General features: G+C 70.9%; 25 protein-coding genes. 14 read left to right on the forward strand and 11 right to left on the reverse strand.

Annotated elements, in window-relative coordinates:
* Positions 1 to 4: 4 nt before the first annotated feature.
* The 4 genes from ACIPV1_RS17855 to ACIPV1_RS17870 all read left to right on the forward strand — a co-directional run bounded on the left by ACIPV1_RS17855 (position 5) and on the right by ACIPV1_RS17870 (position 4751).
* Positions 5 to 778 (forward strand): SDR family NAD(P)-dependent oxidoreductase, encoded by a 774-nt coding sequence (locus tag ACIPV1_RS17855; RefSeq protein ID WP_402726952.1) that lies wholly within the window; start codon positions 5 to 7, stop codon positions 776 to 778.
* Positions 779 to 898: 120 nt separating this feature from the next.
* Positions 899 to 2290: an MFS transporter gene (locus ACIPV1_RS17860; protein WP_123339283.1), complete on the forward strand. Its 1392-nt coding sequence runs from the start codon at positions 899 to 901 to the stop codon at positions 2288 to 2290.
* Positions 2287 to 3993 (forward strand): dihydroxyacetone kinase family protein, encoded by a 1707-nt coding sequence (locus tag ACIPV1_RS17865; RefSeq protein ID WP_123937163.1) that lies wholly within the window; start codon positions 2287 to 2289, stop codon positions 3991 to 3993. Before ACIPV1_RS17860 ends, ACIPV1_RS17865 begins: the two co-directional genes overlap by 4 nt.
* Complete coding sequence (locus ACIPV1_RS17870) at positions 3990 to 4751, forward strand: triose-phosphate isomerase family protein (protein ID WP_123937164.1); 762 nt, start codon at positions 3990 to 3992, stop codon at positions 4749 to 4751. Before ACIPV1_RS17865 ends, ACIPV1_RS17870 begins: the two co-directional genes overlap by 4 nt.
* Here ACIPV1_RS17870 and ACIPV1_RS17875 read toward each other — a convergent pair.
* The gene (locus ACIPV1_RS17875; protein ID WP_159573904.1) at positions 4744 to 5586 is read right to left on the reverse strand and encodes an NAD(P)H-binding protein; all 843 of its coding nucleotides are present in this window, start codon (positions 5584 to 5586) and stop codon (positions 4744 to 4746) included. The two genes, ACIPV1_RS17870 and ACIPV1_RS17875, sit on opposite strands and share 8 nt — an antisense overlap.
* A 79-nt stretch (positions 5587 to 5665) precedes the next feature.
* On the opposite strand from ACIPV1_RS17875, the gene ACIPV1_RS17880 reads away from it, so the two are divergent.
* A complete protein-coding gene (locus tag ACIPV1_RS17880; RefSeq protein ID WP_260154498.1) occupies positions 5666 to 6397 on the forward strand; it encodes a TetR/AcrR family transcriptional regulator in 732 nt (243 codons plus the stop codon).
* On the opposite strand, the gene ACIPV1_RS17885 is transcribed toward ACIPV1_RS17880, so the two are convergent.
* From ACIPV1_RS17885 to ACIPV1_RS17895, 3 genes are all read right to left on the reverse strand, one after another.
* Positions 6394 to 7068: a response regulator transcription factor gene (locus ACIPV1_RS17885; RefSeq protein WP_123937166.1), complete on the reverse strand. Its 675-nt coding sequence runs from the start codon at positions 7066 to 7068 to the stop codon at positions 6394 to 6396. The genes ACIPV1_RS17880 and ACIPV1_RS17885 overlap by 4 nt on opposite strands.
* Positions 7065 to 8276: a sensor histidine kinase gene (locus ACIPV1_RS17890; RefSeq protein WP_402726953.1), complete on the reverse strand. Its 1212-nt coding sequence runs from the start codon at positions 8274 to 8276 to the stop codon at positions 7065 to 7067. Before ACIPV1_RS17890 ends, ACIPV1_RS17885 begins: the two co-directional genes overlap by 4 nt.
* Positions 8277 to 8619: 343 nt before the next feature.
* Complete coding sequence (locus ACIPV1_RS17895; RefSeq protein WP_123937168.1) at positions 8620 to 9390, reverse strand: alpha/beta fold hydrolase; 771 nt, start codon at positions 9388 to 9390, stop codon at positions 8620 to 8622.
* Between the two features lie 50 nt (positions 9391 to 9440).
* On the opposite strand from ACIPV1_RS17895, the gene ACIPV1_RS17900 reads away from it, so the two are divergent.
* Together ACIPV1_RS17900 and ACIPV1_RS17905 are read left to right on the forward strand one after the other, a co-directional pair.
* Positions 9441 to 9854 (forward strand): MarR family winged helix-turn-helix transcriptional regulator, encoded by a 414-nt coding sequence (locus ACIPV1_RS17900; protein WP_123937169.1) that lies wholly within the window; start codon positions 9441 to 9443, stop codon positions 9852 to 9854.
* Between the two features lie 90 nt (positions 9855 to 9944).
* On the forward strand, positions 9945 to 10736 hold the full coding sequence (locus tag ACIPV1_RS17905; RefSeq protein WP_123937170.1) for an NAD(P)-dependent oxidoreductase: 792 nt from the start codon (positions 9945 to 9947) through the stop codon (positions 10734 to 10736).
* A 353-nt stretch (positions 10737 to 11089) separates the two neighbouring features.
* Here the strand turns inward: ACIPV1_RS17905 and ACIPV1_RS17910 are convergent, their stop codons facing one another.
* The 3 genes from ACIPV1_RS17910 to ACIPV1_RS17920 form a co-directional block, all read right to left on the reverse strand.
* The gene (locus tag ACIPV1_RS17910; RefSeq protein WP_123292885.1) at positions 11090 to 11776 is read right to left on the reverse strand and encodes an SDR family NAD(P)-dependent oxidoreductase; all 687 of its coding nucleotides are present in this window, start codon (positions 11774 to 11776) and stop codon (positions 11090 to 11092) included.
* 99 nt (positions 11777 to 11875) lie between these two features.
* Positions 11876 to 12196 (reverse strand): DUF6355 family natural product biosynthesis protein, encoded by a 321-nt coding sequence (locus tag ACIPV1_RS17915; RefSeq protein WP_123937171.1) that lies wholly within the window; start codon positions 12194 to 12196, stop codon positions 11876 to 11878.
* 10 nt (positions 12197 to 12206) lie between these two features.
* Complete coding sequence (locus tag ACIPV1_RS17920) at positions 12207 to 12578, reverse strand: DUF6355 family natural product biosynthesis protein (RefSeq protein WP_402726954.1); 372 nt, start codon at positions 12576 to 12578, stop codon at positions 12207 to 12209.
* 170 nt (positions 12579 to 12748) lie between these two features.
* Between ACIPV1_RS17920 and ACIPV1_RS17925 the strand changes: the two genes are divergently transcribed.
* A complete protein-coding gene (locus ACIPV1_RS17925; protein WP_402726955.1) occupies positions 12749 to 12955 on the forward strand; it encodes a hypothetical protein in 207 nt (68 codons plus the stop codon).
* A 57-nt stretch (positions 12956 to 13012) separates the two neighbouring features.
* Here the strand turns inward: ACIPV1_RS17925 and ACIPV1_RS17930 are convergent, their stop codons facing one another.
* Both ACIPV1_RS17930 and ACIPV1_RS17935 read right to left on the reverse strand, forming a co-directional pair.
* A complete protein-coding gene (locus tag ACIPV1_RS17930; protein ID WP_235035995.1) occupies positions 13013 to 13663 on the reverse strand; it encodes a helix-turn-helix domain-containing protein in 651 nt (216 codons plus the stop codon).
* Positions 13660 to 15177, reverse strand: coding sequence for an APC family permease (locus ACIPV1_RS17935; protein WP_123937173.1), 1518 nt, complete (start codon positions 15175 to 15177; stop codon positions 13660 to 13662). The genes ACIPV1_RS17930 and ACIPV1_RS17935 overlap by 4 nt, the downstream gene beginning before the upstream one ends.
* Positions 15178 to 15411: 234 nt before the next feature.
* Here ACIPV1_RS17935 and ACIPV1_RS17940 point away from each other — a divergent pair, with 234 nt between their 5' ends.
* From ACIPV1_RS17940 to ACIPV1_RS17965, 6 genes are all read left to right on the forward strand, one after another.
* Positions 15412 to 16905 (forward strand): APC family permease, encoded by a 1494-nt coding sequence (locus tag ACIPV1_RS17940; RefSeq protein WP_402726956.1) that lies wholly within the window; start codon positions 15412 to 15414, stop codon positions 16903 to 16905.
* Positions 16906 to 16985: 80 nt separating this feature from the next.
* Positions 16986 to 19025: a primary-amine oxidase gene (locus ACIPV1_RS17945; RefSeq protein ID WP_402726957.1), complete on the forward strand. Its 2040-nt coding sequence runs from the start codon at positions 16986 to 16988 to the stop codon at positions 19023 to 19025.
* Between the two features lies 1 nt (position 19026).
* Positions 19027 to 19653: a hypothetical protein gene (locus ACIPV1_RS17950; protein ID WP_402726958.1), complete on the forward strand. Its 627-nt coding sequence runs from the start codon at positions 19027 to 19029 to the stop codon at positions 19651 to 19653.
* Positions 19654 to 20216: 563 nt separating this feature from the next.
* Positions 20217 to 20399 carry a hypothetical protein gene (locus ACIPV1_RS17955; protein ID WP_123292879.1) on the forward strand — a complete coding sequence of 61 codons (183 nt, stop codon included), beginning with the start codon at positions 20217 to 20219 and terminating at the stop codon, positions 20397 to 20399.
* Positions 20400 to 20417: 18 nt separating this feature from the next.
* Complete coding sequence (locus ACIPV1_RS17960) at positions 20418 to 20954, forward strand: MarR family winged helix-turn-helix transcriptional regulator (protein WP_123292878.1); 537 nt, start codon at positions 20418 to 20420, stop codon at positions 20952 to 20954.
* Positions 20955 to 21105: 151 nt separating this feature from the next.
* Positions 21106 to 21720, forward strand: coding sequence for a TetR/AcrR family transcriptional regulator (locus ACIPV1_RS17965; protein ID WP_123937177.1), 615 nt, complete (start codon positions 21106 to 21108; stop codon positions 21718 to 21720).
* Between the two features lie 133 nt (positions 21721 to 21853).
* Here the strand turns inward: ACIPV1_RS17965 and ACIPV1_RS17970 are convergent, their stop codons facing one another.
* Together ACIPV1_RS17970 and ACIPV1_RS17975 are read right to left on the reverse strand one after the other, a co-directional pair.
* Positions 21854 to 22990, reverse strand: coding sequence for a Gfo/Idh/MocA family protein (locus ACIPV1_RS17970; RefSeq protein ID WP_194647186.1), 1137 nt, complete (start codon positions 22988 to 22990; stop codon positions 21854 to 21856).
* Positions 22966 to 23766 (reverse strand): sugar phosphate isomerase/epimerase family protein, encoded by an 801-nt coding sequence (locus ACIPV1_RS17975; protein ID WP_402726959.1) that lies wholly within the window; start codon positions 23764 to 23766, stop codon positions 22966 to 22968. The genes ACIPV1_RS17970 and ACIPV1_RS17975 overlap by 25 nt, the downstream gene beginning before the upstream one ends.
* Between the last annotated feature and the right edge of the window lie 210 nt (positions 23767 to 23976).

The raw sequence follows: 23976 nt of genomic DNA on the forward strand, positions 1-23976 counted from the left end.
GAGCATGAACACGAACACGCAGAACCAGCCCCGCACCGCCGTCCTCACCGGAGCGGCCTCACCGCGCGGCATCGGACGCGCCACCGCCCACCACCTGGCCGAGGCCGGGTGGGACATCGGGATCATCGACCTCGACCAGACCTCGAGCGAACAGGTCGCCGCCGAGATCCGCGAGCAGCACGGCGTCCGCGCGGTCGGCGTCGGTGCGAACGTCGCCGACGAGACCGCGGTCCGGGCGGCCTTCGACACGATCGAGGCCGAACTCGACCCCATCGTCGCCCTCGTCAACCTGGCCGGCGTCTCGTCCGCGCACGCCTACCTCGACCTGCCCGAGGGGGAGTGGCACCGCGTGCTGTCGATCAACCTCGACGGCGTGCACTTCGCCAGCCTGCGGGCAGCGGAGTCGATGGTGCAGCACGGCTACGGCCGCATCGTGAACCTGTCGTCGGTCTCGGCCCAGCGCGGTGGCGGCACCTTCAGCAAGACCCCGTACACGGTGGCGAAGGCCGGCGTGATCGGCCTGACCCGTGGCCTCGCGCGCGAGCTCGGCCCGCGCGGCGTCACCGTCAACGCCATCGCCCCCGGTCCGATCGACACCGACATCATGGGCGGGACCCTGACCGAGGAGCGCAAGACCGAGATGGCCGCCGACGGCGTACTGCCACGCATCGGCACACCGCGGGACATCGCTGCCGCCATCGCGTACCTGATCAGCGAGGACGCCGGGTTCGTCACGGGCCAGACGCTGAACGTCGACGGCGGCCTGTACATGCACTAGGGCCAGCCGCCCACGGAACGCGCGCCGACCATGCGACGCGATCCGTGCCTCCCGTCCGGACGACCGAACCGACCGCCGGACGCCAGAACGACCGCACCGTGCTCGCAAAGGAGCGAACCCGTGTCACTTCCCCCTGCCCCCGCGCTCGGGTCGACGAACGACCCCGGCCTCAAGTCCGCCATCGGCAAGGCGACGAAGCACCTCATGCCGATGCTCGTCATCCTGTACTTCGTCGCGTTCCTCGACCGCACCAACGTCGGGTTCGCCGAAGAGGCCCTGAGCGTCGACCGCGGCATCTCCGACGCGGCCTTCGCACTCGGCGCCGGCATCTTCTTCATCGGCTACGCGATCTTCGAGATCCCGTCGAACCTGCTGCTCAAGCGCTTCGGTGCCCGGTTCTGGCTCGCCCGCATCGCGGTCACGTGGGGCATCGTCGCCGCACTGTTCGCCTTCACGACGAACGACACGATGTTCATCGTCCTGCGCTTCATCCTCGGTGTGACCGAGGCGGGGCTGTTCCCGGGCGTGATCATGTACCTGTCGGAGTGGTTCCCGAACAAGGTGCGCGTGCGGATGTTCGCGATCTTCTACCTGGCGCAGCCGTTCTCGCAGATGATCGGTGCCCCGTTGTCCGGCGGTCTGCTGAGCTTCGGCGACCAGGCGACCCCGTTCCACGGCTGGCAGGTCATGTTCTTCGGCGAGGGGATCCTCGCGGTGCTCGCCGGCATCGCGGCCCTGGTGTTCCTGACGAACAGTCCGCAGCAGGCGAAGTGGCTCGAACCGGGCGAGAAGCAGTCGCTCACCGCGGCGATGGCACGCGAGGACACCGCCCGCAGCGCGGACGGCCCGACCGGCATCTGGAAGGCCATGGCGAGCGGCCGGGTCTGGTACTTCACGATCATCTACTTCTGCCTGCAGGTCGCCGTGTACGGCACGACGTTCTACCTGCCGCAGCAGGTCTCCTCGCTGCTCGGGCAGGACGTCGGGTGGCAGGTCGGCCTCGTGACCGCGATCCCGTGGCTCGTCGGACTCGTCGCCTGCTACCTGGTCGGGTCGAAGGCGGACTCCGTCGGTCGCCGTCGTCGCTGGGGCACCATGTTCTACATCACGACCGGGCTGTCGATCCTCGGGTCGGCGTGGGCCGGTGCGAACGGGCAACCGATCCTGGGCATCGTGTTCATCACGCTGGCGGTCGCGAGCTTCCTGGCCGTCGGCCCGATCACCTGGGCGTACCCGACGGCGTTCCTCACCGGGGCAGCCGCCGCGGCGGGCATCGGCCTGATCAACTCGCTCGGCAACCTCGGCGGGTTCGTCGCCCCGATCATGCGCACGGCGATCAACGAGGTGGTGCCGACCGACAGCGGTGCGTTCGGGATCGTCTCGCTCGGGGTCCTGGCGTTCGTCGCGGCCGTGATGATCTTCTGCACGAAGTTCTTCCGGGGGTCGAAGGCGGATGATCTCCTCGACACCTCGCATGTCCGCACCACGACGTCGAAGGAGACGAACGCGTGACCAGACTGTTCAACGACCCGGCGGACTTCGCCGACGAAGCGACCGACGGCTTCGTCGCCGCGAACGAGCGATGGGTGCGGAAGGTGCACGGCGGCGTCGCCCGCGCCACCACCAGCCCCGACGGCACGGTCGCCGTCGTGATCGGTGGCGGCTCCGGCCACTACCCGGCGTTCGGTGGCCTCGTCGGGCCGGGCCTGGCAGCCGGTGCCGCGATGGGCAACCTGTTCGCCAGTCCCAGCGCCCAGCAGGTCGCCGGTGTCGCGCGGGCGTCCGAGCACGGCGGCGGGGTGCTGCTGAGCTACGGCAACTACGCCGGTGACGTCCTGAACTTCGACGCCGCGGCCCGCACGCTCGAGGCCGACGGCATCCCGGTCCGGACCGTCCGCGTCACCGACGACGTGGTGAGTGCGCCCGCGGACCGCCCGCAGGAGCGGCGTGGCATCGCGGGCGACCTCTGCGTCTTCAAGGTCGCCGGTGCCGCCGCCGAGCAGGGCCGCAGCCTCGACGAGGTCACGGCCGTCGCCGAGCGCGCCAACGACCGCACGCGGTCGTTCGGCGTCGCGTTCTCCGGCTGCTCGCTGCCCGGCGCCGACGAACCCCTGTTCACGGTGCCCGAGGGGCGGATGGCCATCGGCATGGGCATCCACGGCGAACGTGGAATCGACGAGACCGACGTGCCGACGGCGTCCGAGCTGGCGTCGCTGCTGGTGACCCGACTGCTCGACGAACTGCCGGAGAGCGTGACACCCGACGGCGCGCGCGTCGTCCCGATCCTCAACGGGCTGGGCAGCGTCAAGTACGAGGAGCTCTTCGTCGTCTACCGCTCGGTGCAGCAGCGCCTGGCCGACGCAGGGGTGGTCATCGTCGAGCCCGAGGTCGGCGAACTCGTCACGAGCTTCGACATGGCCGGCGTCTCGCTCACCCTGTTCTGGCTTGACGCCGAACTCGAGGAACTCTGGGCAGCAGCCGCGGACACCCCCGCGTACCGCAAGGGCGGCGCCGTCCCGCGGGAACGCGTCGACCCCTCCACCGTGGAGGCGGACGCCGAGGGCGTCGCCATCGGCGCGGCGAGCGACGACTCGCGCGCAGTCGGCGAGCAGGCTGCGGCCGGCTTCGCCGCAGTCCGCACGCTCCTCGACGAGCACGCCGACGAGCTCGGCCGGATCGACGCCGTCGCGGGTGACGGCGACCACGGCATCGGCATGCAGCGCGGGGCGCACGCCGCAGAGGCCGCAGCCGCGGATGCAGTAACCGCCGGCGCAGGTGTCGGTTCCGTCTTGCGGATCGCTGCAGACGCCTGGTCCGACAAGGCCGGCGGCACGTCCGGTGCGATCTGGGGAGCCGCCCTGGAGGCACTGGGTCGCGTCCTCGGGGACGACGAGCGTCCGTCGGCCGCCACAGTCCAGAGCGCGGTGCACGCCGCCACCGAGGCGGTCCTCGCGTTCGGCGCGACCGTCGGCGACAAGACCATGGTCGACGCGCTCGTGCCGTTCGACGAGGTGCTCCGCACCCGGGTCGACGCGGGAGCGTCGCTCGCGGACGCCTGGGCCGACGCCGTCAGCGCCGCTCGCGAGGCCGCCGACGCCACCGCGTCGCTCGTGCCGAAGATGGGCCGCGCACGCACCCACGCCGAGCAGGCCGTCGGCACACCGGATCCCGGAGCGGTGTCGTTCGCGCTCATCGTGGAGACCCTCGCACCGTGATCACCATCGGGGTGTCGCTGAAGACGTACTTCTCGCACGCCCGGACCCTGGAGTGGTCGGGGGCCGTCGCCGAGATCGCCCGGAGGCACCCCGCGACGCGGTCGGGAGCGGCCTCGCTGTTCGTGGCGCCGACGTTCCCGGCGCTCGTGCCCGTGCGCGATGTGCTCTCCGGATCGGGGGTGCTCCTCGCCGCGCAGGACCTGTCGTGGGCCGACGAAGGAGCGTTCACCGGCGAGGTCTCCGGCGCCGAACTGCGGGAGATCGGGGTCGACCTGGTCGAGATCGGGCACGCCGAACGACGTTCCCTGTTCCACGAGGACGACGCGACCGTCACCGCGAAGGTGCACGCGGCCTTCCGCAACCACCTGCGCCCGCTCCTCTGTGTCGGGGAGACGACCCGGGCCTCCCGGTTGGCGGAAGCCGTGGCGGACGTGACCGCGCAGCTCGACCGTGGTGTCTCGACGGCCACCGCGGACGGTCTGGCCGGGGCGCTGACCGTCGCCTACGAACCGGTGTGGGCCATCGGCGCGCTAGCACCGGCGCCGGACGACCACATCGTCGCGGTGCTCGCGGGGATCGAGCAGCACCTCGCCACGCGGCCCGAGCTGCGCGGCAGCACCGTGCTGTACGGGGGCAGCGCCGGGCCCGGTCTGCTCACCCGTGGGCAGGGGCGGCTCGGCGGGTTGTTCCTCGGTCGGTTCGCGCACGACCCGGCTGCGGTCGAGGCGATCCTCGACGAGGTCGCAGCCCTCAGCTGAACTGGTCCTCGACCGCGCGCGGTGCACGTCCGAGCAGTTCACCGAGCAGGGGATCGGTGCCGGCGAACAGGCCCTGTGCTGCAGCCTCGTACATGCCGAGCAGGAACCCCACCATGTGCGGGTCCTGTCCGGCGGCGACCGCGCGAGCTCGCCACTCGTCCTCTCCGAGGGCCTCGAAGCCGATGGTCCGGCCGGTGCGCTCCGATGCGGAGCCGGCGAGGTCGGCGAAGGTCGGGGCCGCCGGCGCGGTGAGCGTCACCGGGCCGTCGAAGGGCTGCTCGGCGAGCAGGATGCGAGCGGCTGCCTCGGCGGCGTCCTCACGCGCGGTCCACGACACCGGGCCGTCGACGGGCACGGACACGGTGCCGGTGGTCTGCCACGGTCCCATCAGCCACGTGGTGCTGTGGGCGTAGAAACCGTTCCGCAGGCTCGTCCACGGCAGGCCGGACTCGCGGAGCAGGTCCTCGGTCGCGGCGTGGTGGGCCGCGGGGACGAACGGCGACCGGTGCGCTGCACCCTGGTGGCTCGTGTACAGGACGCGGCCGACGCCGGCGGTCACGGCCGCGGCCACGGCGGAACGGTGCAGCGCGACGGCGTCCGCACCCGGGTCGTTCGACGAGACGAGCAGGAGCTGGTCGGCACCGGCGAAGGCGCGGGCGAGCGTGTCGGGCTCGGCGTAGTCGCCGCGGCGGACCTCGACGCCCTGGTCGGCGAACCGCTGGCCCTTCGCCGGATCGCGGGTGACGACCACGAGTTCGCTCGGGTCGACCTGTCCGAGCAGGTGGTCGGTGGTGGCGCCGTTGAGTGCGCCCGTGGCGCCGGTGATGACGATCATGGGATCTCCGAATCAGTGGTAACGGCCAAGTTGTATCGACGGTAACACACTGATAGCAGTGATCCGTTATCGTTGTTCCGTGATCGACCAGGGAACCCAGCGCGAGGAGACACGAGCGCGCATCGTCGAGGTCGCCGGCTCGATGCTGCGGGAACTCGGCGCGGCAGCGGTGACCACCCGCGCAGTCGCCGACGGCGCAGGCGTGCAGGCACCGACGATCTACCGGCTGTTCGGCGACAAGGACGGGCTGCTCGAAGCGGTGGCTGAGCACGCGATGACGACCTTCGCTGCGGTGAAGGCGGACGCGGTGCGGGCAGCGCGTGACGGACGGACGGACCCCGTCGACGACCTGCGCGCCGGGTGGTCGATGACGATCGGGTTCGGGCTCGCCAACCCGCACCTGTTCGTGCTGTTGAGCGACCCCGAGCGTGGTCGGCGCTCAGCAGCGGCGCGGGCCGGCACGGCGTTGCTCGCCGAACGGATCCAGCGCGTGGCCGAGGCCGGGCGGCTCGCCGTGCCGGAACGACGTGCCGTGGAACTCGTGCACGCGGCCGGCACCGGCGCCGTCCTCGCTGTCCTGGCCGCCCCGGTGGACGAGCGGGACCCGTCGCTCGCCGACGACGTGCTCGACGCCGTGCTCGGCCGGATCCTCGTGCCGAGCGCGTCGACGACGGACGACGGCGGCGCGGGCGGCGACGCCGTGACGAGCGCCGCGATCACGCTCCGTGCTGCTGCACCCCGGCTGGATCGGCTGTCGGCTGCCGAGCGGACGATGCTCGCGGAGTGGCTCGATCGGATCGCGACCGGCTAGGACCCGTCGCGGTTGCCCGCCAGCCCGTGGTCGTGCGCGTAGACCACGAGCTGCACGCGGTCCCGCAGCGAGAGCTTGCCGAGGATGCTCGAGATCTGCGTCTTCACGGTCGACTCGGTGACGTACTCCTTCGTCGCGATCTCGGCGTTCGAGAGCCCGCGCGACGCCCAGCCGAACACCACCCGCTCCCGCTCGGTCAGCGCCTGGAACTCGGGCGGCTGCGGCGCCGGTGCCCTCGCGACGTCGGCCCCGAACAGCTGCGCGAGGTCGTTCGGGGCGATGACGGAGCTGCCCTCGTGGACCGCCCGGACCGCCGCGAACAGGAACGTCGGGGTGGCGTCCTTGAGCAGGAACCCGCTCGCACCGAGCCGGATCGCGGTCGCGGCGGCGGGGTCGAGGCCGAACGTGGTGAGCACGACGACCCGGGGGAGCGGGCCCTCGACGGCGCCGGAGAACAGCTGCCGGACGGTCTCGACGCCGTCCATGCCGGCCATCCGCATGTCGAGCAGCATCACGTCGGGTCGGAGCTCCCGGATACGGTCGAGGGCCTCGGCGCCGTCGGAGGCCTCGCCCACCACGTGCATGTCGTCCTGGGCGTCGAGCACCACGCGCAGACCGGCGCGGAACAGCGCCTGGTCGTCGGTGAGCAGGATCCTGATCGGTTCGGTCATCGGACGGGTCCCCCTTGGACGTCGAACGGGATGCGGGCGCGTGCGGCGAACACGTCGTCCAGCGCGGCGGCGTCGAAGGACCCGCCGAGTGCGGTGAGGCGGGTGTGCATGCCGTCGATCCCCCGGCCGGAGCCCCCGGTGGTGCCGTCACCCACGATGTTCTCGACCTCGAGCACGACGTCGGCGCTCCGCCAGGTCTCACGGACCACGACGGGCAGCCCCGGAGCGCCGTGCCGGAGCGCGTTGGTGAGCATCTCCTGCAGCACGCGCCGGGCCGCCGTGCCGGTGTCCGGGCGGAGCGGGACCGGGACGCCGCGCACCGTGCGGTCGACGTCGACTCCGGCGTCGCGGATGCCCTGCACGATCTCCTCGAGCGAGCCAGGATCGGTCGTCTCCCCGGAGCCGTCGATGTGCCCGAGGACCTGCCGGACCTCGAGCAGGGAGCTGCGGGCGGTGCTGGCGATGGTGGCACTGACCTCGCGGATGCGGGCCTCGTCGGCCAGGAACGGCACCGAGTCGGCCTGCGCGATGATCACCGCGAGCGAGTGGCCGACGACGTCGTGCACGTCACGGGCGATGTCGGCGCGGATGCGTTCGGACTCCGCGACGTCGATGGCACGGGTGGCGGTCGCCTCGGCTTCGCTGGCGACGGCCTCGGCGCGCGACGCGGCAGCCTCGGCATCGGCTCGACGGACGGATTCGCGGTCGCGCGACCGGAAGGCCCGGACGGCGACGCCGCCCGCCCACACCCCGAGGAGGGCGGCGACCGGTGCGGCCATCGCGAGGAACGCCTGGTCGCGGGGGCCGTTGAGCAGCACCAGGTACCGGAAGCCGGTGACGGCGAGGTAGAACGTCGCGCCGACGCCCGCGACGAGCGCGAGCACCCCGGAGAGGATGACCTCGGTCCGGGTCCCGACGACCGCCGCGGTGCCGATGACGACGAAGATGGCGAGGTCGACGAGTGACGGGCGCTCGCCGCCGCCGACCTGGATGATCCCGAGGACGACCACCATGAGCATCGCCGCCGACGGGGAGACCCGACGGAGGGCGATCGCGCCGGCGGCAGCGAGCACGGCGAAGAAGCTCGCGTGCTCGAGCTCGACCTCGAGCGGTAGCAGGAAGACGAACGCCGCCAGGACCGCCCACGCCACGTCGACGACGATCGAACGGGTGGCGAGCGGCCGGATGAACGTGCGCCGGTCCGTCACGGCTCGATCATCGCATGCCGCCCACGCCGGGCAGCGCGGACCGACGTCACGCGCCCGGGGTCATGGCGGCGAGTGCGATGACGGTCGTGGCGACGATCGCGGCGCAGAGCAGCAGCGTGGCGATCGTGTGTTTCGTCGAGGACTCCATGTCACCAGACTCGCGGTCCGGAGTCGCCGGGGCATCGGGCGCAGGGGCGAAGCGCTTCGTCCCTGCGGGTGAAGCGAGGGGCGAGCACCCGGTACTCGGCGTCGACGAAGACACCCGCAGTTGGGCGACAGGTCGTCCTGCACGGTCCCCGCGCGGAGCCGCGTTCCTTCCGGTGTGTGCCGCCGTGCGTGCTGGTCAGCTCAGGAAGGCGTCGATCGCGGCCCAGGTCGCTTCGGGTGCTTCGAGGTGCGGGAGGTGGCCGGCGGCCGGGATCTCGGCGTAGGTCGCACCCGGTACCGCCGCGGCGACTGTTCGCCCGTAGGCCGGAGTGACGACGCGATCGCTTGCGCCCCAGACGACGAGCGTCGGCACGTTGACCGCATGAAGTCGGCTGAGCAAGGTCGGGTCGCTCATCGCCGCGCCGGCGACCGCTGCCATCGTGCGACCGTTGGACTGCTGTACCGCTCGTTGCTCTTCGGTGGAGTCGGCGGGATCCGTGTACCCGCGCTCGGGGTCGTGCCACGCGACCTCGGCCAGGCCGCGAGCATCGAGGGCGAAGAAGTCGGCGATCGGCTCCCCGTCGACGATGGCGCCAACGGTGTCGATGACCACCACGGCCCCGATGAGGCCGGCGAACCGCTGGTCGGCTGCGGCCTGGACGGCCATCTCGAGCGCGATCCATCCGCCGATCGAGGACCCGACCACGACCACGTCGCGGTCGCCGTGTTCGGTGAGCCGCGCGAGGTACGCGTGGGCGAGCTCGGCAACGGAGGTGATCGACTCAGGGCGCGCGGTTCCGTCCCAGCCCGGGTGGGTCGGGGCGAGGGCGTGCATGGTCGCCGACAGGTGTCCGACGATCGGCGCCACGGTCCTCGGCCCGCCCCCACCGTGCAGGACGAGGGCGGTGCGAGCGGTCGAGCTACCGGCCTCGATGACCGGCAGGGATTCGGGGAGGGAGCTGTTCATGAACGTCCTGTCTAAACATGTTGATGTAAGCGTGTTGATACAGTATCACCATGGCGGCGGACCTCGAGGTACTCGGACAGATGATCAAACGCGCGCAGTACCGGAACCACCGGACGATGGACGCGGCGCTCAAGGACGTCGGCGTCTCCCTCGTGCAGTGGGATGCGCTCCGTGCCATCGATCGGTTGCCCGGCGCATCGGGCCACGAGCTGGCCGTCGCGACCTTCCAGAGCGACCAGGCATTCGGGACCCTCGCGACACGGCTGGTCGAACGAGGGCTCATCACCCGGTCGGCAGGGCGCGGACGGCGTCTCGAGCACGCGCTGAGTGATGCCGGTCGGACTGCGCTCCAGGACGGCCACTCGGTGGCGTCGAGCGTCCTCGATGTCCTCTTCGCTCCGCTCGACGGCGACCAGCGCAGCGATCTGCTCCACACGCTGCGCCTGCTCACCGAAGCGGACTGAACCGGAACGGCGGTGAGACGTCGCCCAGGCTTGGCCGCGACGAAGACCCGGACAAGGCCGCTCCGCTGGCGTCGCCAGTACGATCGCACGATGTCGAGCATCGCCGGAAGCCGTTGGGTCGTCACCGGTGCTGCCGGGAACATCGGGTCTGCGCTCCGGTCGGCGCTGTTGGAGCGCCATGCGGTCCTCGTCTCCACCGACATCCGTCCGATCACCTCCAGCAGCCCACAGGAGTCCGTCGCATCGGTCGACCTCGCCGACCTGGAGAACCTGGTGGAACTCTTCGCCGGAGCTGACGGTGTGGTCCATCTGGGCGGAATCGCGGACGAGGCCGACTTCCACGACCTGGCCGAGGCGAACATCGTCGGGACCTACCACGTGCTCGAGGCCGCCCGGCGGGCAGGGGTACGTCGGGTCGTGTACGCGAGCAGCAACCGCCTGACGGGCTCGTACGCCGCGGGTGACCACGTGTCGCCCGACATGCCGCCGCGACCTGACGGTTTCTACGGGGTGTCGAAGGCCGCGGGGGAAGCGCTCTGTCGGCTGTACGCGGACAAGTTCGGCATGAGCACCATCTCGTTGCGCATCGGCAGTTACGAGGAGCAGCCGTCTTCGGCTCGAGAGCAGCAGACGTGGCTCAGCCCCGCGGACGCGATCCGCGCCTTCGTCGCGGCGATGACGACCACCGAACACACGGCAGTGTTCTACGCCGTCTCCGCGAACACCGATGGATGGTGGGACCTCCAGCCAGGGGAAGCCGTCGGCTTCTTCCCGCGGGACGACGCGGCTGCGTGGAGCACGCGAGCGCCCCTTGCCCCGGACGTGCCGCAAGGTGGGAGGTACGCCACCCCCGAGTACTCGACCGACCGCATGCGCCGGTAGCGGATCGTCCATCCGACGCCTCACAGTGCCATCGACCGCTGTTCCGATCGACGCGAGAGGTTCCGAAGTCGGGACCGACGGCGCTCCGTCGGCAATCGAGGGTGGACCGCCGGGGCCATCGGATCCAGGAGCGGGCAAGAGGTTCTCGGTCGTTCATGATGAAGACGGGGAACGGCCCCCATTCGTCACGAACTCGGCGTGCCGGTCAGCGCTCCGTGGCACGGTACCGCCAGTCGTGCGCGAGCGGCACGTCGACGCAGCACGGACGGCCGCGGAGCTCGCCTTCGGAAGCCCACCTGCGGTGCACCGGTACTTCTGCAGGGAAGAGCAGATCCTGACACTCGTACTCGGGATCAGACGACGACGGATCCCCGCTGGCGGTGCGCGATCGAGACGGACTCGCCGGACACCGCGTTCAACGGCGACGACAGGAACGCGATGAGGTCCGCGATCTGCTGCGGGGTCGAGTCGCCGGGGCCCCCTGGACGGACCTCGGCGGACGGAGTGTCCGTCACGGTCCCGGGGTTGACGACGTTCACCGTGACCCCGGTGCCCGCCACGTCGTCGGCCAGGTTCTTCGCGATGACGCTCACCGCCGTGTTCCGGAGTGACGCCGTGATGTTGCCGGAGAAGTAGGCGTTCTGCCCGCTCACGACGACCACGCGGCCGAACCCGGCCTCGCGCTGGGCGGGGAGCACGGCGTTCGCGACGCGGAGGAACCCGAGCGCCTTGCCGTCGATCGCGTCGAGGACCTGCTCCGGGTCGGACTTCCGAGCCGGGTCGAGGGTGCTCGCGCTCGGGGCAGCGGTCACGACCAGCACGTCGATGCGCCCGTGCCGCTCGAGGACGGTGGCGATGCCCGCGTCCACGGAGTCCTGCGAGGCGGTGTCGATCGACACGCTGTCGTCGGAGTCGTCGGCGCTGCGGGACGCGACGACGACGGTCGCCCCCTCGGCCCGGAGGCGGTCGGCGACGGCGGCACCGATGTACCCCTTGCCTCCGACGACGAGTGCGACACGGTTCTTGAGTTCGAGGTCCACGCGCCCACGCTATGCCGGGACGGTGCAGTCTGCCCGCCCGTCGCGCACCGGAGCCCCCACCCGATGGCGGGCAGGGGCTCCGGTGTGCTCAGATCACGATCAGCAGTACTTGCCGGTCCACGAGGCACCGGTCAGGGCTCCGTAGTCCGGATTGGCGAACAACGTCGTCTCGCCGGCAGACAAGCACAGGCTCTTCGACGTGTACGTGTACTTGACGGTGATCTGGACCGGGTCCGACTTGCAGTTGTTGTAGGTGCCCTTCTCGTAGTGTCCGTCGTCCCCGCCGCCGATGTTCCCCGTCGTGATCGGGTAGAACCCGCACGGTGACGCGGCGTTCGCGGGACCGGCCACTGCCAGCGACCCGCCGAGCATCATGGTGGCGGCGAGTGCCGTGCCACCGATCTTCGTCCAGAGCTTCATCGCTCTCCCCCTAACAGCTTCCGACCTTGCTGGCCCCTGAGATCTGCTTGTCGTTCTCGGTGAATCCCAGTCGGACATCGCCGGGCTGGACGCAGTAGTTCTTGCTCTCGCCCTTCATCGTCACCTTGATCTTCACATTGCCGCTGCCGCAATTGCCGTAATGCGCGACCTGGCGCTGTCCACTGAACGGCGATATCGACCCCACCACCGGCACGTTGATCGCGAAGGTCGAGTCGTAGTCCTCGATCTCTTCGCTGTACCCGCAGACCATCGCGCTCGCCGGCGCTGCGGTGACGGTACTCACACCGACGACTCCGCCGAGTGCGAGTGCGGCGGCCGCACTCCCCAGTGCTGCCTTCCGGATTTTCTGATGCAGATGCATTCTTTCTCCCCTCTGCGGGACTGCGGTAGGCTGTCCGCGCAACGAATTGTGCATCGTGCCCCGAATTCCGTTCGTGGAATTCGGAACGACAACGAACTTACTCCTGAAGAATCATCACGCAAGCCCGCCTGGTGTGCATGCGGTGGGTATCGCAACGGAATGAGGTGGACATGGGCTCACGATCAGCTGGCAATGTCGCGACGATCATCGCCGCAGGGTGTTTGATACTGCTCCTCGTCGTCGTGTGGCTCCGCGGACAGCAGTCGATCGGAGACGCGTTCGCGATCCCGGTCGTGTCCGTGCTCGTTCTCGGGTTCGCCGGCTGCACGGTCTGGGCCGGTGTCGTCGCCTTGCGTCGACGCGGATCCGGGCGCTGAGTACCGTGCACTGCGGTTCGCGGCGGGCCGCAGCGACATCGGACGTGTGACCACGCCTCACCCGAGCAGCGGCTCGAGCCGCGTCACCGCCCGGCGCAGGTGCACCAACGCGTCCCCCGGCGACGACACCCGGGCCGCCGGCGCCGACAGGGTCAGCCCCGCCACGAGTTCACCGCGCTCGCCGCGGACGGGCAGCGCCAGGCACCCGAACCCCGCCGTGAACGCGCCGACCTGGTGGACCGGTCCGAGGCCCCCTTCGGCGTGCAACCGCCCCATCGCACTCGACCCGGGCGTCGCCCGCAGCGCGGCCTCGTCGAGCAGCGGGAAGTCCGGGTCGACGTCGATGTCGCGCACTCCGGCGGCGTCGTAGCGCGCCAGGTGCACGCCCGCCCGGACGGCGGAGCGGACGTCGGCGAGCACCGATCGCACGGCCCGGGGCAGCGGCGCGAGCGCCGGAGCGGGCGACACCCCGGCCAGGTCGGCGACCTTGTGGCCGAGGGCGAAGCCGCGCAGGTCCGGCAACCGGACGAGGTACTCGTCCTCGACGAGCAGCGTGATGAGCCGGTAGGTGGTGGCCCGCGGCATCCCGAGGGCCTCCGAGATCTGCTGGGCGGTGACGCCCGGTCCCGCGTGCGCGGCGGCCTCCAGCACCGCGAGGGCGTTCTGGATCGCCTTCGGCTGCCGTGCGCGGAGTCCGGGTTCGCTCACCGCACCTCCGCCTGGTGGCCGGTTCCGGCGGACGGACGGGAGGCCCCCAGCAGGTCCGCCTCGACCGGCACGTCGTACACGGCGTGGCTCCGACCCCGCCGCCAGGGTCGCCGACGCGTGGCCACCAGGAACGCGACCACCACCGCGGCGACCGTCCCGACGGCGAGGGCGACGGCCGGCCAACGGGACGACGCGCCCTCGACCCCGAGGTAGGTGAGCAGGACGGCGGTCAGCAGGACCCCGGTCGTGACGGCGACGACCGCGACCCCCGCCGTCAGCTCGCCGATGCGCCGCAGGAACACCGGGGCCGCGAAGCACGTCAGGGCGTACGCGGCGATGTACCCGAGGGCGGCGACGACGAGCTCCGCCTCCATCAGCGTCCACGTCGGGATCCCGCTCGCCAGGCCGAGGACCGGCAGCACCGTGAGCACGCCGCACGCGACCGCGCCGGCCACGAACGGGGTCCGGAAGCGCGGCGACGCCCGACCGAGCACCCGGGGCAGGACCCCCTCGCGGCCCATCGCGAACAGGACCCGCACGAGCGCCGTGGTCGAGGCGATCGCGCACGCCGCGAACGACGCCGCGATCCCGAGGTCGAGCGCCCACCCGATCCACTGCATGCCGAAGGCGTTCGCCAGCTCGTTCACGGGCGAGGCGCTCGACGCGAGGTCGGCGCCCACGGCGGCGAACCCCATCTGCTGGGCCGCAGCGCTGACCACGTAGAGGACGCCGGCGACCAGGACGGTCCACGAGATCGCGCGGGGGATCGCCTGGAACGGGCGCCGGGCCTCCACACCGAGCACCGACGCGCTCTCGAACCCGACGAACGCGGTCACGGCGAGGGCGGTGCCGACCGCGAACGACGCCGGCTGCGTCGGCCCGAGGGCGACGGCGGAGGCATCGGCCGGGTGCAGGCGCGCGACCAGCGCGACGATCAGGACCACGATGACCGCCACCGACAGCGACTCCACGAGCAGGGTCAGCCGGGTCGACAACCGGACCCCGAGCGCGATCACCGCGAAGACGGCCGCGCCCATGACCAGCACGACGACGATCGTGACCAGGGCGTCGTCGCCGGCGGCCGGCACGAAGCGGGACAGCAGGTAGTCGAGGTAGTAGCCGCTGCCGGTGAGCGAGAACATCGCGATGAAGCCGTACCCGAGCAGGAGTGCTGCGCCCGCGACGACCCCGGCGACCGGGCCGAGCCCGAGCGAGACGTAGGTGTAGAGCGACCCGGTGCCGGCGACGCGTCGGACGAACTGGTTCACCGTCCGCCCGACCAGGAACGACAGCGCCATCGCTGCCAGCAGCGACCACGTGGCACCCTGCCCGGCGACCGTCGCGACGAGGACCGGGATCGTGGTCGCTGCGGCGGACGGTGCCACGGCGGACACCGACTGCGCGAGCACGTCGACCGGGCCGATGCTCCTCCGCGACAACCCGTCGACGGGGGAGCGCGTGCCGACGCCGGGCACCCGTGGCGGGTCGGCGATGGCTCGGTCGAGCGCGGTCATGCGGCAACCGTAGGGCTGCGCCGTTGCGCCCGTGTCTCGGTGGTGTTTCGGCCGCGTCTCACGCAAATGAGACGCCTCCGACGAGCACGTCCCATTCGACGGCGACAGGGCTTCACGCCGGTGGAACGGCACCGCAACGGCGGCACGGGACCGTGGTCACACCCAGCACCACCCACCTGCGATCCCCACCCACTCCGTTCCACCCACCTCGCTCCACCCACCCGGAAGGCCACGATGTCCAGCATCACGAAGGACCCCGCGTCACTCGGAGCCGCACCCGCGCCGCAGCGGACCATGCGCGGCTCGCTCGGCGTCACCGCGATCGTGTTCATGGTCGTCGCGGCCGCCGCCCCGCTCACCGTCGTCGGCGGCGCCGCCCCGCTCGGCATGCTGCTCGGCAACGGCGTCGGGTTCCCGTCGCTGTACGCCGCGTCGGCCGTCGTGCTGCTGCTGTTCTCGGTGGGGTTGGCGGCGATGACCCGGCACGTGCCGCGGCCCGGCGCGTTCTTCACGTTCGTCGGGCACGGGCTCGGTCGTCCGGCCGGCGCGGGAGCCGCCACGCTGGCGCTCCTGACGTACACGACCATCCAGGTCAGCGTGCACGGGTACATCGGGTACCTGCTCGGGGTCACCGTCACGGGCCTCGGCGGGCCGGACATCCCCTGGTACGTCTGGTCGCTCGTCGTCGTGGCCCTGGTCGGGATGCTCGGCTACCGGCACATCGACATGTCGAGCAAGGTGCTCGGCGTGATGCTCGTCGGCGAGGTCGGCATCGTGCTCGTCCTGGTCGCGGCGATCGTGTTCCGCGGCGGGGCCGACGGCCTGTCCCTCGCACCGTTCGAGCCGACCCAGATCATGTCCGGGTCGCCCGGCGTCGGGCTGATGTTCGCCATCGCCGCGTTCATCGGGTTCGAGGCCACCGCGATCTTCCGCGACGAGGCGAAGGACCCGGAGCGGACCATCCCCCGTGCCACCTACACGGCCGTGATCGGCATCGGCGTCTTCTACACACTCGCGTCGTGGGGGCTCGTGATGGCGTGGGGCCCCGACGGCATCCTCGCCGAGGTCGCGAAGGACCCCGGATCGCTCATCCTCACCACCGCCGCGCAGTACATCGGCAGCGCCGGGGAAGCCGTGCTCAACGTGCTGCTGCTGACGAGCATGTTCGCCTGCGTCCTGTCGTTCCACAACGTCATCACCCGGTACCAGCACTCGATGGCGAACGCGTCGCTGCTGCCCGGCCGGCTCGGCGACGTGCACCGGAAGCACGCGTCGCCGCACACCTCGAGCCTGGTGCAGACCCTCACCGCCGCCGTGCTGATGGTGCTGTTCGCGGTGCTCGGCCTCGACCCGGTGCTGCAGGTGTTCAGCTGGTTCGCCGGCGTCGCCACCCTGGGCGTCGCGATCCTGATGGCCGCGACGAGCCTCGCCGTCATCGTGTACTTCCGCCGCAACCCCGGGGACCGGCGGGTCTGGAACACCATCGTGGCCCCCGTCCTCGGGTTCCTCGGGCTCGTCGCCGCCGCCGTCCTGATCTGGGTGAACTTCCCGACGCTCGTCGGCGACGTCGACGCCTCGGGCGCGAGCGTCTTCGGCGTCGTGAGCATCGTGCTCACCGGCCTGGTCGTGGTCGTCCCCGTCATCGGCGTGGTGCAGGCGGTGGTGCTGCGACGCCGCAGTCGGAGCCGCTACGAGCTGATGCTCGACCGTCTCGCCACCGAGAGCTGACCCGCCGGGCGCACCACGCGCCTCCCGGCCGAACCGACCCGACCCCACGCACGACGCAACGCGCAAGGAGCACCACGCACATGACGATCACCGACCCGACCACCGTGACCACCGACGCAGACACCACCGCGCACCCGCTCGGCAGCCTGACGCCCGACGAGTTCACCGCCGTCCGCGACCTCGTCACGGCGCAGCCGGACTGGACCGACACCACCCGCTTCGCCTACGTCGGCCTCGAGGAGCCGCACAAGCAGGAGGTCCTGGCGTGGCAGGCCGGCGACGGCCCCCTGCCGGACCGCACGGCCCGGGTGATGCTGCTCGACATGGCGACCGGTCGCTCCACCGACCGCGTCGTGTCGATCACCACCGGCACGGTGCTGCGGACCGACGTGCTCGACGGGTCCCGTGGCCAGCTGCCCGTCCTGATCGAGGAGTTCGACGCCGTCGGCGAGATCGCGAACGCGGACGAGCGCTGGGTCGCTGCCCTGGCGAAGCGCGGACTGTCCGCCGACGAGGTCAAGTGCGTGCCGCTGTCCGCCGGGTACTACGACTACCCGGAAGAGGTCGGTCGGCGCATCCTGCGCGTGCTCGCCTTCAAGCAGGACCACCCGGCCGACCACGTGTGGGCGCACCCCGTCGACGGCCTGTCGGCGTACGTCGACGCGGCGAACCGGGCCGTCACGCGGATCGTGGACGTGGCGGACATGCCCGTTCCGACCACCTCGGGGAACTTCGACGACCCCGCGATGCAGGGCGAACCGCTCGACCTCAAGCCGATCGTCATCACCCAGCCCGAGGGGCCGTCGTTCCGCGTCGACGGCGAGTTCGTCGAGTGGGCGAACTGGCGGTTCCAGGTCGGCTTCGACGCCCGCGAGGGACTCGTGCTCCGCCAGCTCTCGTGGCAGGACGGCGAGCGGCTGCGCCCGATCTTGTACCGGGCGTCGATCGACGAGATGCTCGTGCCGTACGGCGACCCGTCGCCCGTGCGGTTCTGGCAGAACTACTTCGACACCGGCGAGTACCTGTTCGGTCGCTTCACGAACTCGCTCGAACTCGGCTGCGACTGCGTCGGCGAGATCCAGTACTTCGACGCCGTCCTGGCCGACGAGCTCGGCAACCCGCAGACCATCCGCAACGGCATCTGCATGCACGAGGAGGACTTCGGCACGCTCTGGAAGCACGGCGACATCTACACCGGCTCGCAGGAGGTCCGTCGGTCCCGCCGCCTGGTGATCTCGTTCTTCACCACCGTCGGCAACTACGACTACGGCTTCTACTGGTACCTGTACCTGGACGGCACGATCGAGTGCGAGGCGAAGCTCACCGGCGTGCTCTTCACCAGCTCGTACCCGGGCCGTTCGGAGTCCGGCGACGACTACCCCTACGCCTCCGAGGTCGCCCCCGGCCTCGGGGCCCCGTACCACCAGCACCTGTTCTCGGCGCGACTCGACATGATGGTCGACGGGCTGTCGAACGCCGTGGACGAGGTCGACGCCGTGCGGGTGCCGGTCGGGCCGGGCAACGAGCACGGCAACGCGTTCACGAAGTCGGTGACCCGGATCGCGTCGGAGTCGTCGTCCGGCCGTCTCGCCGACGCGTCCAAGGCACGCACGTGGTTCGTCTCGAACACCGAGGAGCGCAACCACCTCGACCGCCCCACCGGCTACGTGCTGTACCCGCAGGACGCCCCGGTGCTGCTCGCCGACGACTCGTCCTCCGTCGCCGCCCGTGCCGAGTTCGCCCGCAAGCACCTCTACGTCACGCAGTACGACCCGGCGGAGCGCTTCGCCGCCGGCGACTTCGTGCACCAGAACCCCGGCGGCGACGGGGTCGCCCGCTACGTCCAGGGGGACCGACCGCTCGACGGCGAGGACATCGTGCTCTGGCACACCTTCGGCCCGACGCACTTCCCGCGGCCCGAGGACTGGCCCGTCATGCCGGTCGACTACGCCAAGTTCACGCTCAAGCCGTACGGGTTCTTCCCGCGGAACCCGGCGCTGAACGTGCCGGCGGCCATCGGGGCGTCCGCCGGGTCGCACTGCTCGCACCACGTCTCCGGCGCCGTCGGGGCCGCACACGACGCAGCCGAGCACCAGCACGACCACGGGCACGGACACTGACGTGACCGACCTGCTCGGGCTCGCCGCGATCGTGCCGGCGTCCGCCGGAGCCTGCTGCACGGTCGGGGCGTGGCGCCCCGGCCGTGCAGTCGACGTGGTGGCGGCAGTGGTGATGGTGGCCGCGATGGTGGACGGGGCCTTCGGTCCGCGCGTGCTGCCCGGGGTGCTCTGGTTCGTGGTGCTCGCGCTGCTGGCCGTGGTGGTCGCCGCGGTGCACCGGGTGCAGAGTGCGTCCGGTGCGTCCGGTGCGTCCGGTGCGTCCGGTGCGTCCGGTGCGTCCGGTTCGGACGGGAGGCCCGGGTCGGCTCCGGCGGTCCGGGTCGCGTCGGCGCACGGCCGGTTCGGGCGACTGCACGCGGCGCTCGGTCTGCTGGTGATGGGCGCGCTGGGCGTCGGCATGGCGCACGACCCCGGCATGTCCGGCATGGCGGGTGTCGGCGTGCACGGACACGGCGGCGCAGTCGCAATGACGTGGCAGGTCGTCCTCGGCGGCCTGACCGTCGGCTACCTGCTGCTCACCGCCCACATGGTGCGGGACGGCATCCGGCGTCGGACCCGCGCGCTCCCCGTCGTCGAGACGCTCGCCATGGGGATCGCGGTGGCGGTGATGGCCGCAGCGATGGCCTGACGGCTCCGGAAGGCATCCCGCGACGATGGAACCGCCGCGGGATGCCTCGAGCACCTAGCCCTTCCGCCCCAGGTCGTACAAGAACCGCGCCACGGTCACGAGCAAGCTCGCGATCCCCAACCACGGAACCTGACGCCTGCGGTCGGACTCGTTGTCCTTCGACATCGAGTCCTCCTCTCGGTGTCAGCCGGCCGACACGAAAGAGCGGAGAGCCAGGGATGCGTACGCGAGCGTGCCCGCGTACACTTGCTCCCGAGCGCTCAGCTCGGGAAGACTTGTTTCCCTGGCTTTCCACTCGGAGAGCTGATCGAAGCCCACCACCGTTGCTGCGGTGGTGGGCTTCAACTTTGCCCGGATGCACTCCCCGGCGAGAGTGGCATCTGATGTGCAGCGTATCGGAGGGTCTTCGACCGCAGGCCCCCGCCGCGAGCTGATGTGCGAAGCGAACGGTTCGGTGCGCGAAACGTACAGTTTACGAACCGTTCGTTGCGAAAAACGTTCACGTCGTGAAAGAGTTCGAGCGTCCGCAGGGGACGAACGGCCGCAGAAGGGCGGGATCAGACATGCACAGCACGTACTCCGGTATGCCTCGGGCGGCACGGATCGGTGGCAGCCACACCCGCATCGGTCTGACCGACCCGGCCGTCATCGACGCCTACGTCGAGCGCCGCATCGAGGACCCGTCGCTCCTCGCCGGTCGCGCCGAGCCGGCGTACGCCGACTTCTTCACCGTCCCCGCCGCGTAGCAAGGAGCGCATGATCACATGCCGTTGACCGTCGTCCGTCGAGAGCACGTCCACCTCTACGCCCACGAGCCCCGATCCGAGGCCGCGAAGACCGCCGTCGACGCCCTGCTGCGCCTCCAGCACGCCGAAGAGCAGCAGATCGAGTCCGCACGCATCGAGAGCGGGCTGAGCAAGAACGAGTCCCTGGCGATCCGGTACATGCTCCAGGCCCACCGCGACGGCCGCACCATGGGCCCCAAGGACCTCGCCGTCATGCTCACCGTGTCGAACGCCTCGGTCACGAAGCTCGTGGACGCGCTCGTCGACAAGGAACTCCTCGTCCGCACCGCGCACCCCACCGACCGTCGTGCGCAGGTCCTCGAACCCACCGACCTCGCCGCCGAGAAGATCGATGCCTCGTACGCCCGCTTCCACGAGGCCGTGGTCGGGGTCCTCGACCACCTGTCCGACGCCGACAACGCCGTCCTCGCGGAGTCGCTGACCAGGATCGTCGACGCGCTCGCCGACGGTGAGCCGGCACCGGTCGACGAGTACACCGTCGACGACCAGGACTGACGAGCCCGGGCTGCAGCGAGCCGGGCCGACGCGACCGGACCGACGCGACCGAGGCGGTCGACGCGACCACCCGTCGACGGGAGGCGCGGTACCGGATCGCTGCGGGCCTCCAGACGGTGGCGGAAAAACCTTCCAGCGGTAAGTTGGGTGCATGACGCACCCCGCCGACGACGACGCGGCCCCGCCGCGACGCGGCGGGTACCGCAAGGGAGCCGAGCGCCGGACCCAGATCCTCGACGAGATGATCCGCATGGTCGCGGAACAGGGCGTCGACGCATCGTCGTTGCGGTCCGTGGCCGAGGCCCTCGGGATCACCCACGCGGCGCTCCGCCACTACTTCCCCAGCCGTGACGAACTGCTGCTCGCCGTCTACCGCGAGCACGAGGTGCGCGAGCAGGGGGCGCCCGACCGGTTGAAGTCGGCGATCGGGGACATGCGCGACAGTGCCTCGCGCAACCGTGCGGTGCCGGGCCTGGTGCAGCTCTACACGACGCTCGCGGCCGACGCCGTGCAGGAGGGGCACCCGGCGACACGTGACTTCATGCGGGAGCGGTTCACCCGGCTCCGGGCCGACCTGGCCGCGTTGATCGCGGCGGACCAGGAAGCGGGGCGGATCCGCAGCGACCTGGACCCGGTCGACCTCGCTTCGCTGAGCATCGCGGCGTCCGACGGGCTGCAGGTGCAGTGGTTGCTCGACCCCGAGGCCGTCGACGGCGAGAAGGTGCTGCGGTTGCTCGAGCAGATCGTGCCCGCGCCGCCGGAGTGAGCGCGGCGCGTGCGTGCGCGTGGCGCGCGGCGCGTGGCGCGTGCGTTTCGTGAGCAGAAATGGTCGGGTCCCCGTTCGGGACCCGACCATTTCTGCTCACCAAGTGCGGCGCGGTGCGCGACGCACGACGTGACTACGCGTTCGCGGCCTCGGCGAGGACCGCGGCGGCGGGGTCGAAGTCCTCGGGGAGCGGCTGGATCGGGTCGATCGACGAGGTGATCTCGACGGACTGACCCGACTCGGCGGCGTCGCGGATGCCGAGCATGACGTCCAGCGCGTGCGACGCGACGGCACCGGAGGCGCGCTCCGGGCGGCCCTCGGCAATCGCGCGGGCCAGCTCGACGACACCCGTGCCACGGCCCCAGGTGGAGCCCTTGTGCTCGAGCGTGGTCGGCTCGTCCTTGCCGAGCGTCCACAGCGTGCTGTCACCGTCGAAGACGTTCGGGTCCGGCAGCACGATGGTGCCCTCGGAGCCGTTGATCTCGACGAAGCCGTTGCGGGGCAGTGCGTGCTGGAACGACAGGGTCGTCTGGGCCGACTGGCCGCCCTCGAACGAGATGAGCGCTGCGTGGTGCGTGGGCACCTCGACGGCGAACTCGGTGCCAGCGCGGGGGCCGGAACCGATCACGCGCGTCTCGCGGGACTTCGACGACACGGCCTGCACGCGCGAGGCGGCGCCGAAGGCGTGCAGGAGCGTCGTGACGTAGTACGGGCCGATGTCGAACAGCGGACCGGCGCCCTGGGCGTACAGGAACTCGGGGTCCGGGTGCCACTGGTCCGGTCCGGGCACGTGGAACATCGTCGTCGCGGTGAGCGGCGTGCCGATGTCGCCGCGGGCGATGGCGCGGATGGCGGTCTGGATGCCGGCACCGAGGACGGTGTCGGGGGCGCAGGCGTAGCGGACACCGGCGGCGGCAGCGGCTGCGAGCAGCTCCTGCGCGTCCGAGGCGTTCGTCGCGACCGGCTTCTCGCTCCAGGTGTGCTTGCCGGCAGCGATGATCTGCTGCCCGACCTTGGCGTGCTCGGCGGGGATCGTGATGTTCACCACGATCTGGATGTCGTCGCGGGCGAGGAGCTCCTCAACCGTGCCGGACGCGGGCACGCCGTACTTCTCGGCCTGGGACGCGGCGCGCTCGAGGATGAGGTCGGCGACCATCAGGACCTCGACGTCGGCGAACTGGGTCAGGTTCGTCAGGTACTGGTCCGAGATGTTCCCCGCACCGATGATGCCGACTCCGATGCGGCTCACTTGTCGTTGTCCTTCAGCCATGCGAGGGACTCGGTGATGCCCTGGAAGACGTCGCCCGAGTAGGCGTCGAACTCGACGACGCGGATGGCCTGCGGCGCCGCGGCGAGGATGCCCGCCACGTTCACGTCGCCCTGGCCCGCGGGGGTCTGGTTCTCGAACGCACGCTGCAGCGCCTCGGGCACGACGAGCGCGCTCTCCGACGAGGGCAGTGCGGTGAGGATGTCACCGTCGACCTTGCCGTCCTTGACGTGGATGGCGACGACGCGGTCGCCGAGCGCCCGAAGGACGGCGGGGGCGTCGGCGCCGCCGACGGTGGCCCAGAAGGTGTCGAGCTCGAGCACCGTCTCCGGGCTGATCTGCTCGACGAAGTGGTCGTAGACCGTGCGGCCGTCGACCTTGTTCGTGAACTCCCACTGGTGGTTGTGGTAGCCGAACTTCAGGCCGCGCGAGGCTGCCTCGGCGGTCAGGACGTTGACGCGCTCCGCGATCTTCGCGACGTCGTCGGCGGTCTGCCAGCGGTCGGTCGGGATGAACGGGTCGATGACCGTCTGGATGCCGAGGCGCTCGGCGGCGTCCCAGATCGGCGCGGTGTCGTCGGCGTCGATCACGGCGACGTGGCCGGACGGTGCCTTGAGGCCGGTCGCGGCGAAGGCACGCTCGAGGTCCGTGGCACGCTCGACGAACGCGTAGGGTTCGACGTCCTCGTACCCGATCTCGGCGACGCGGGCGATGGCCTTGTCGAGGTCTTCGGCGATGGCGTCTCGCAGCGAGTACAGCTGCACAGAAGTGGTGGGCATTGCAGAGGCTCCTTCGGTCCTGTCTGGGGGTCGCGACTCCCAGGTGTCGAAGCACCGGGTGTCGCAGTCCGTCGAGGAGCGATGCTCCACGGCGAGATCGATGACGACGCTACCCCAAAAACCACCCGGTGTGTAGTTTTTGCGTCCTCCCGTGTCGCACGTCAGTACATGAACGACACCTGTCGATGTATGCTCAGCCAGTCAAAACCG

This window comes from Curtobacterium sp. NPDC089991 (assembly GCF_044748425.1).
Classification (GTDB): domain Bacteria; phylum Actinomycetota; class Actinomycetes; order Actinomycetales; family Microbacteriaceae; genus Curtobacterium.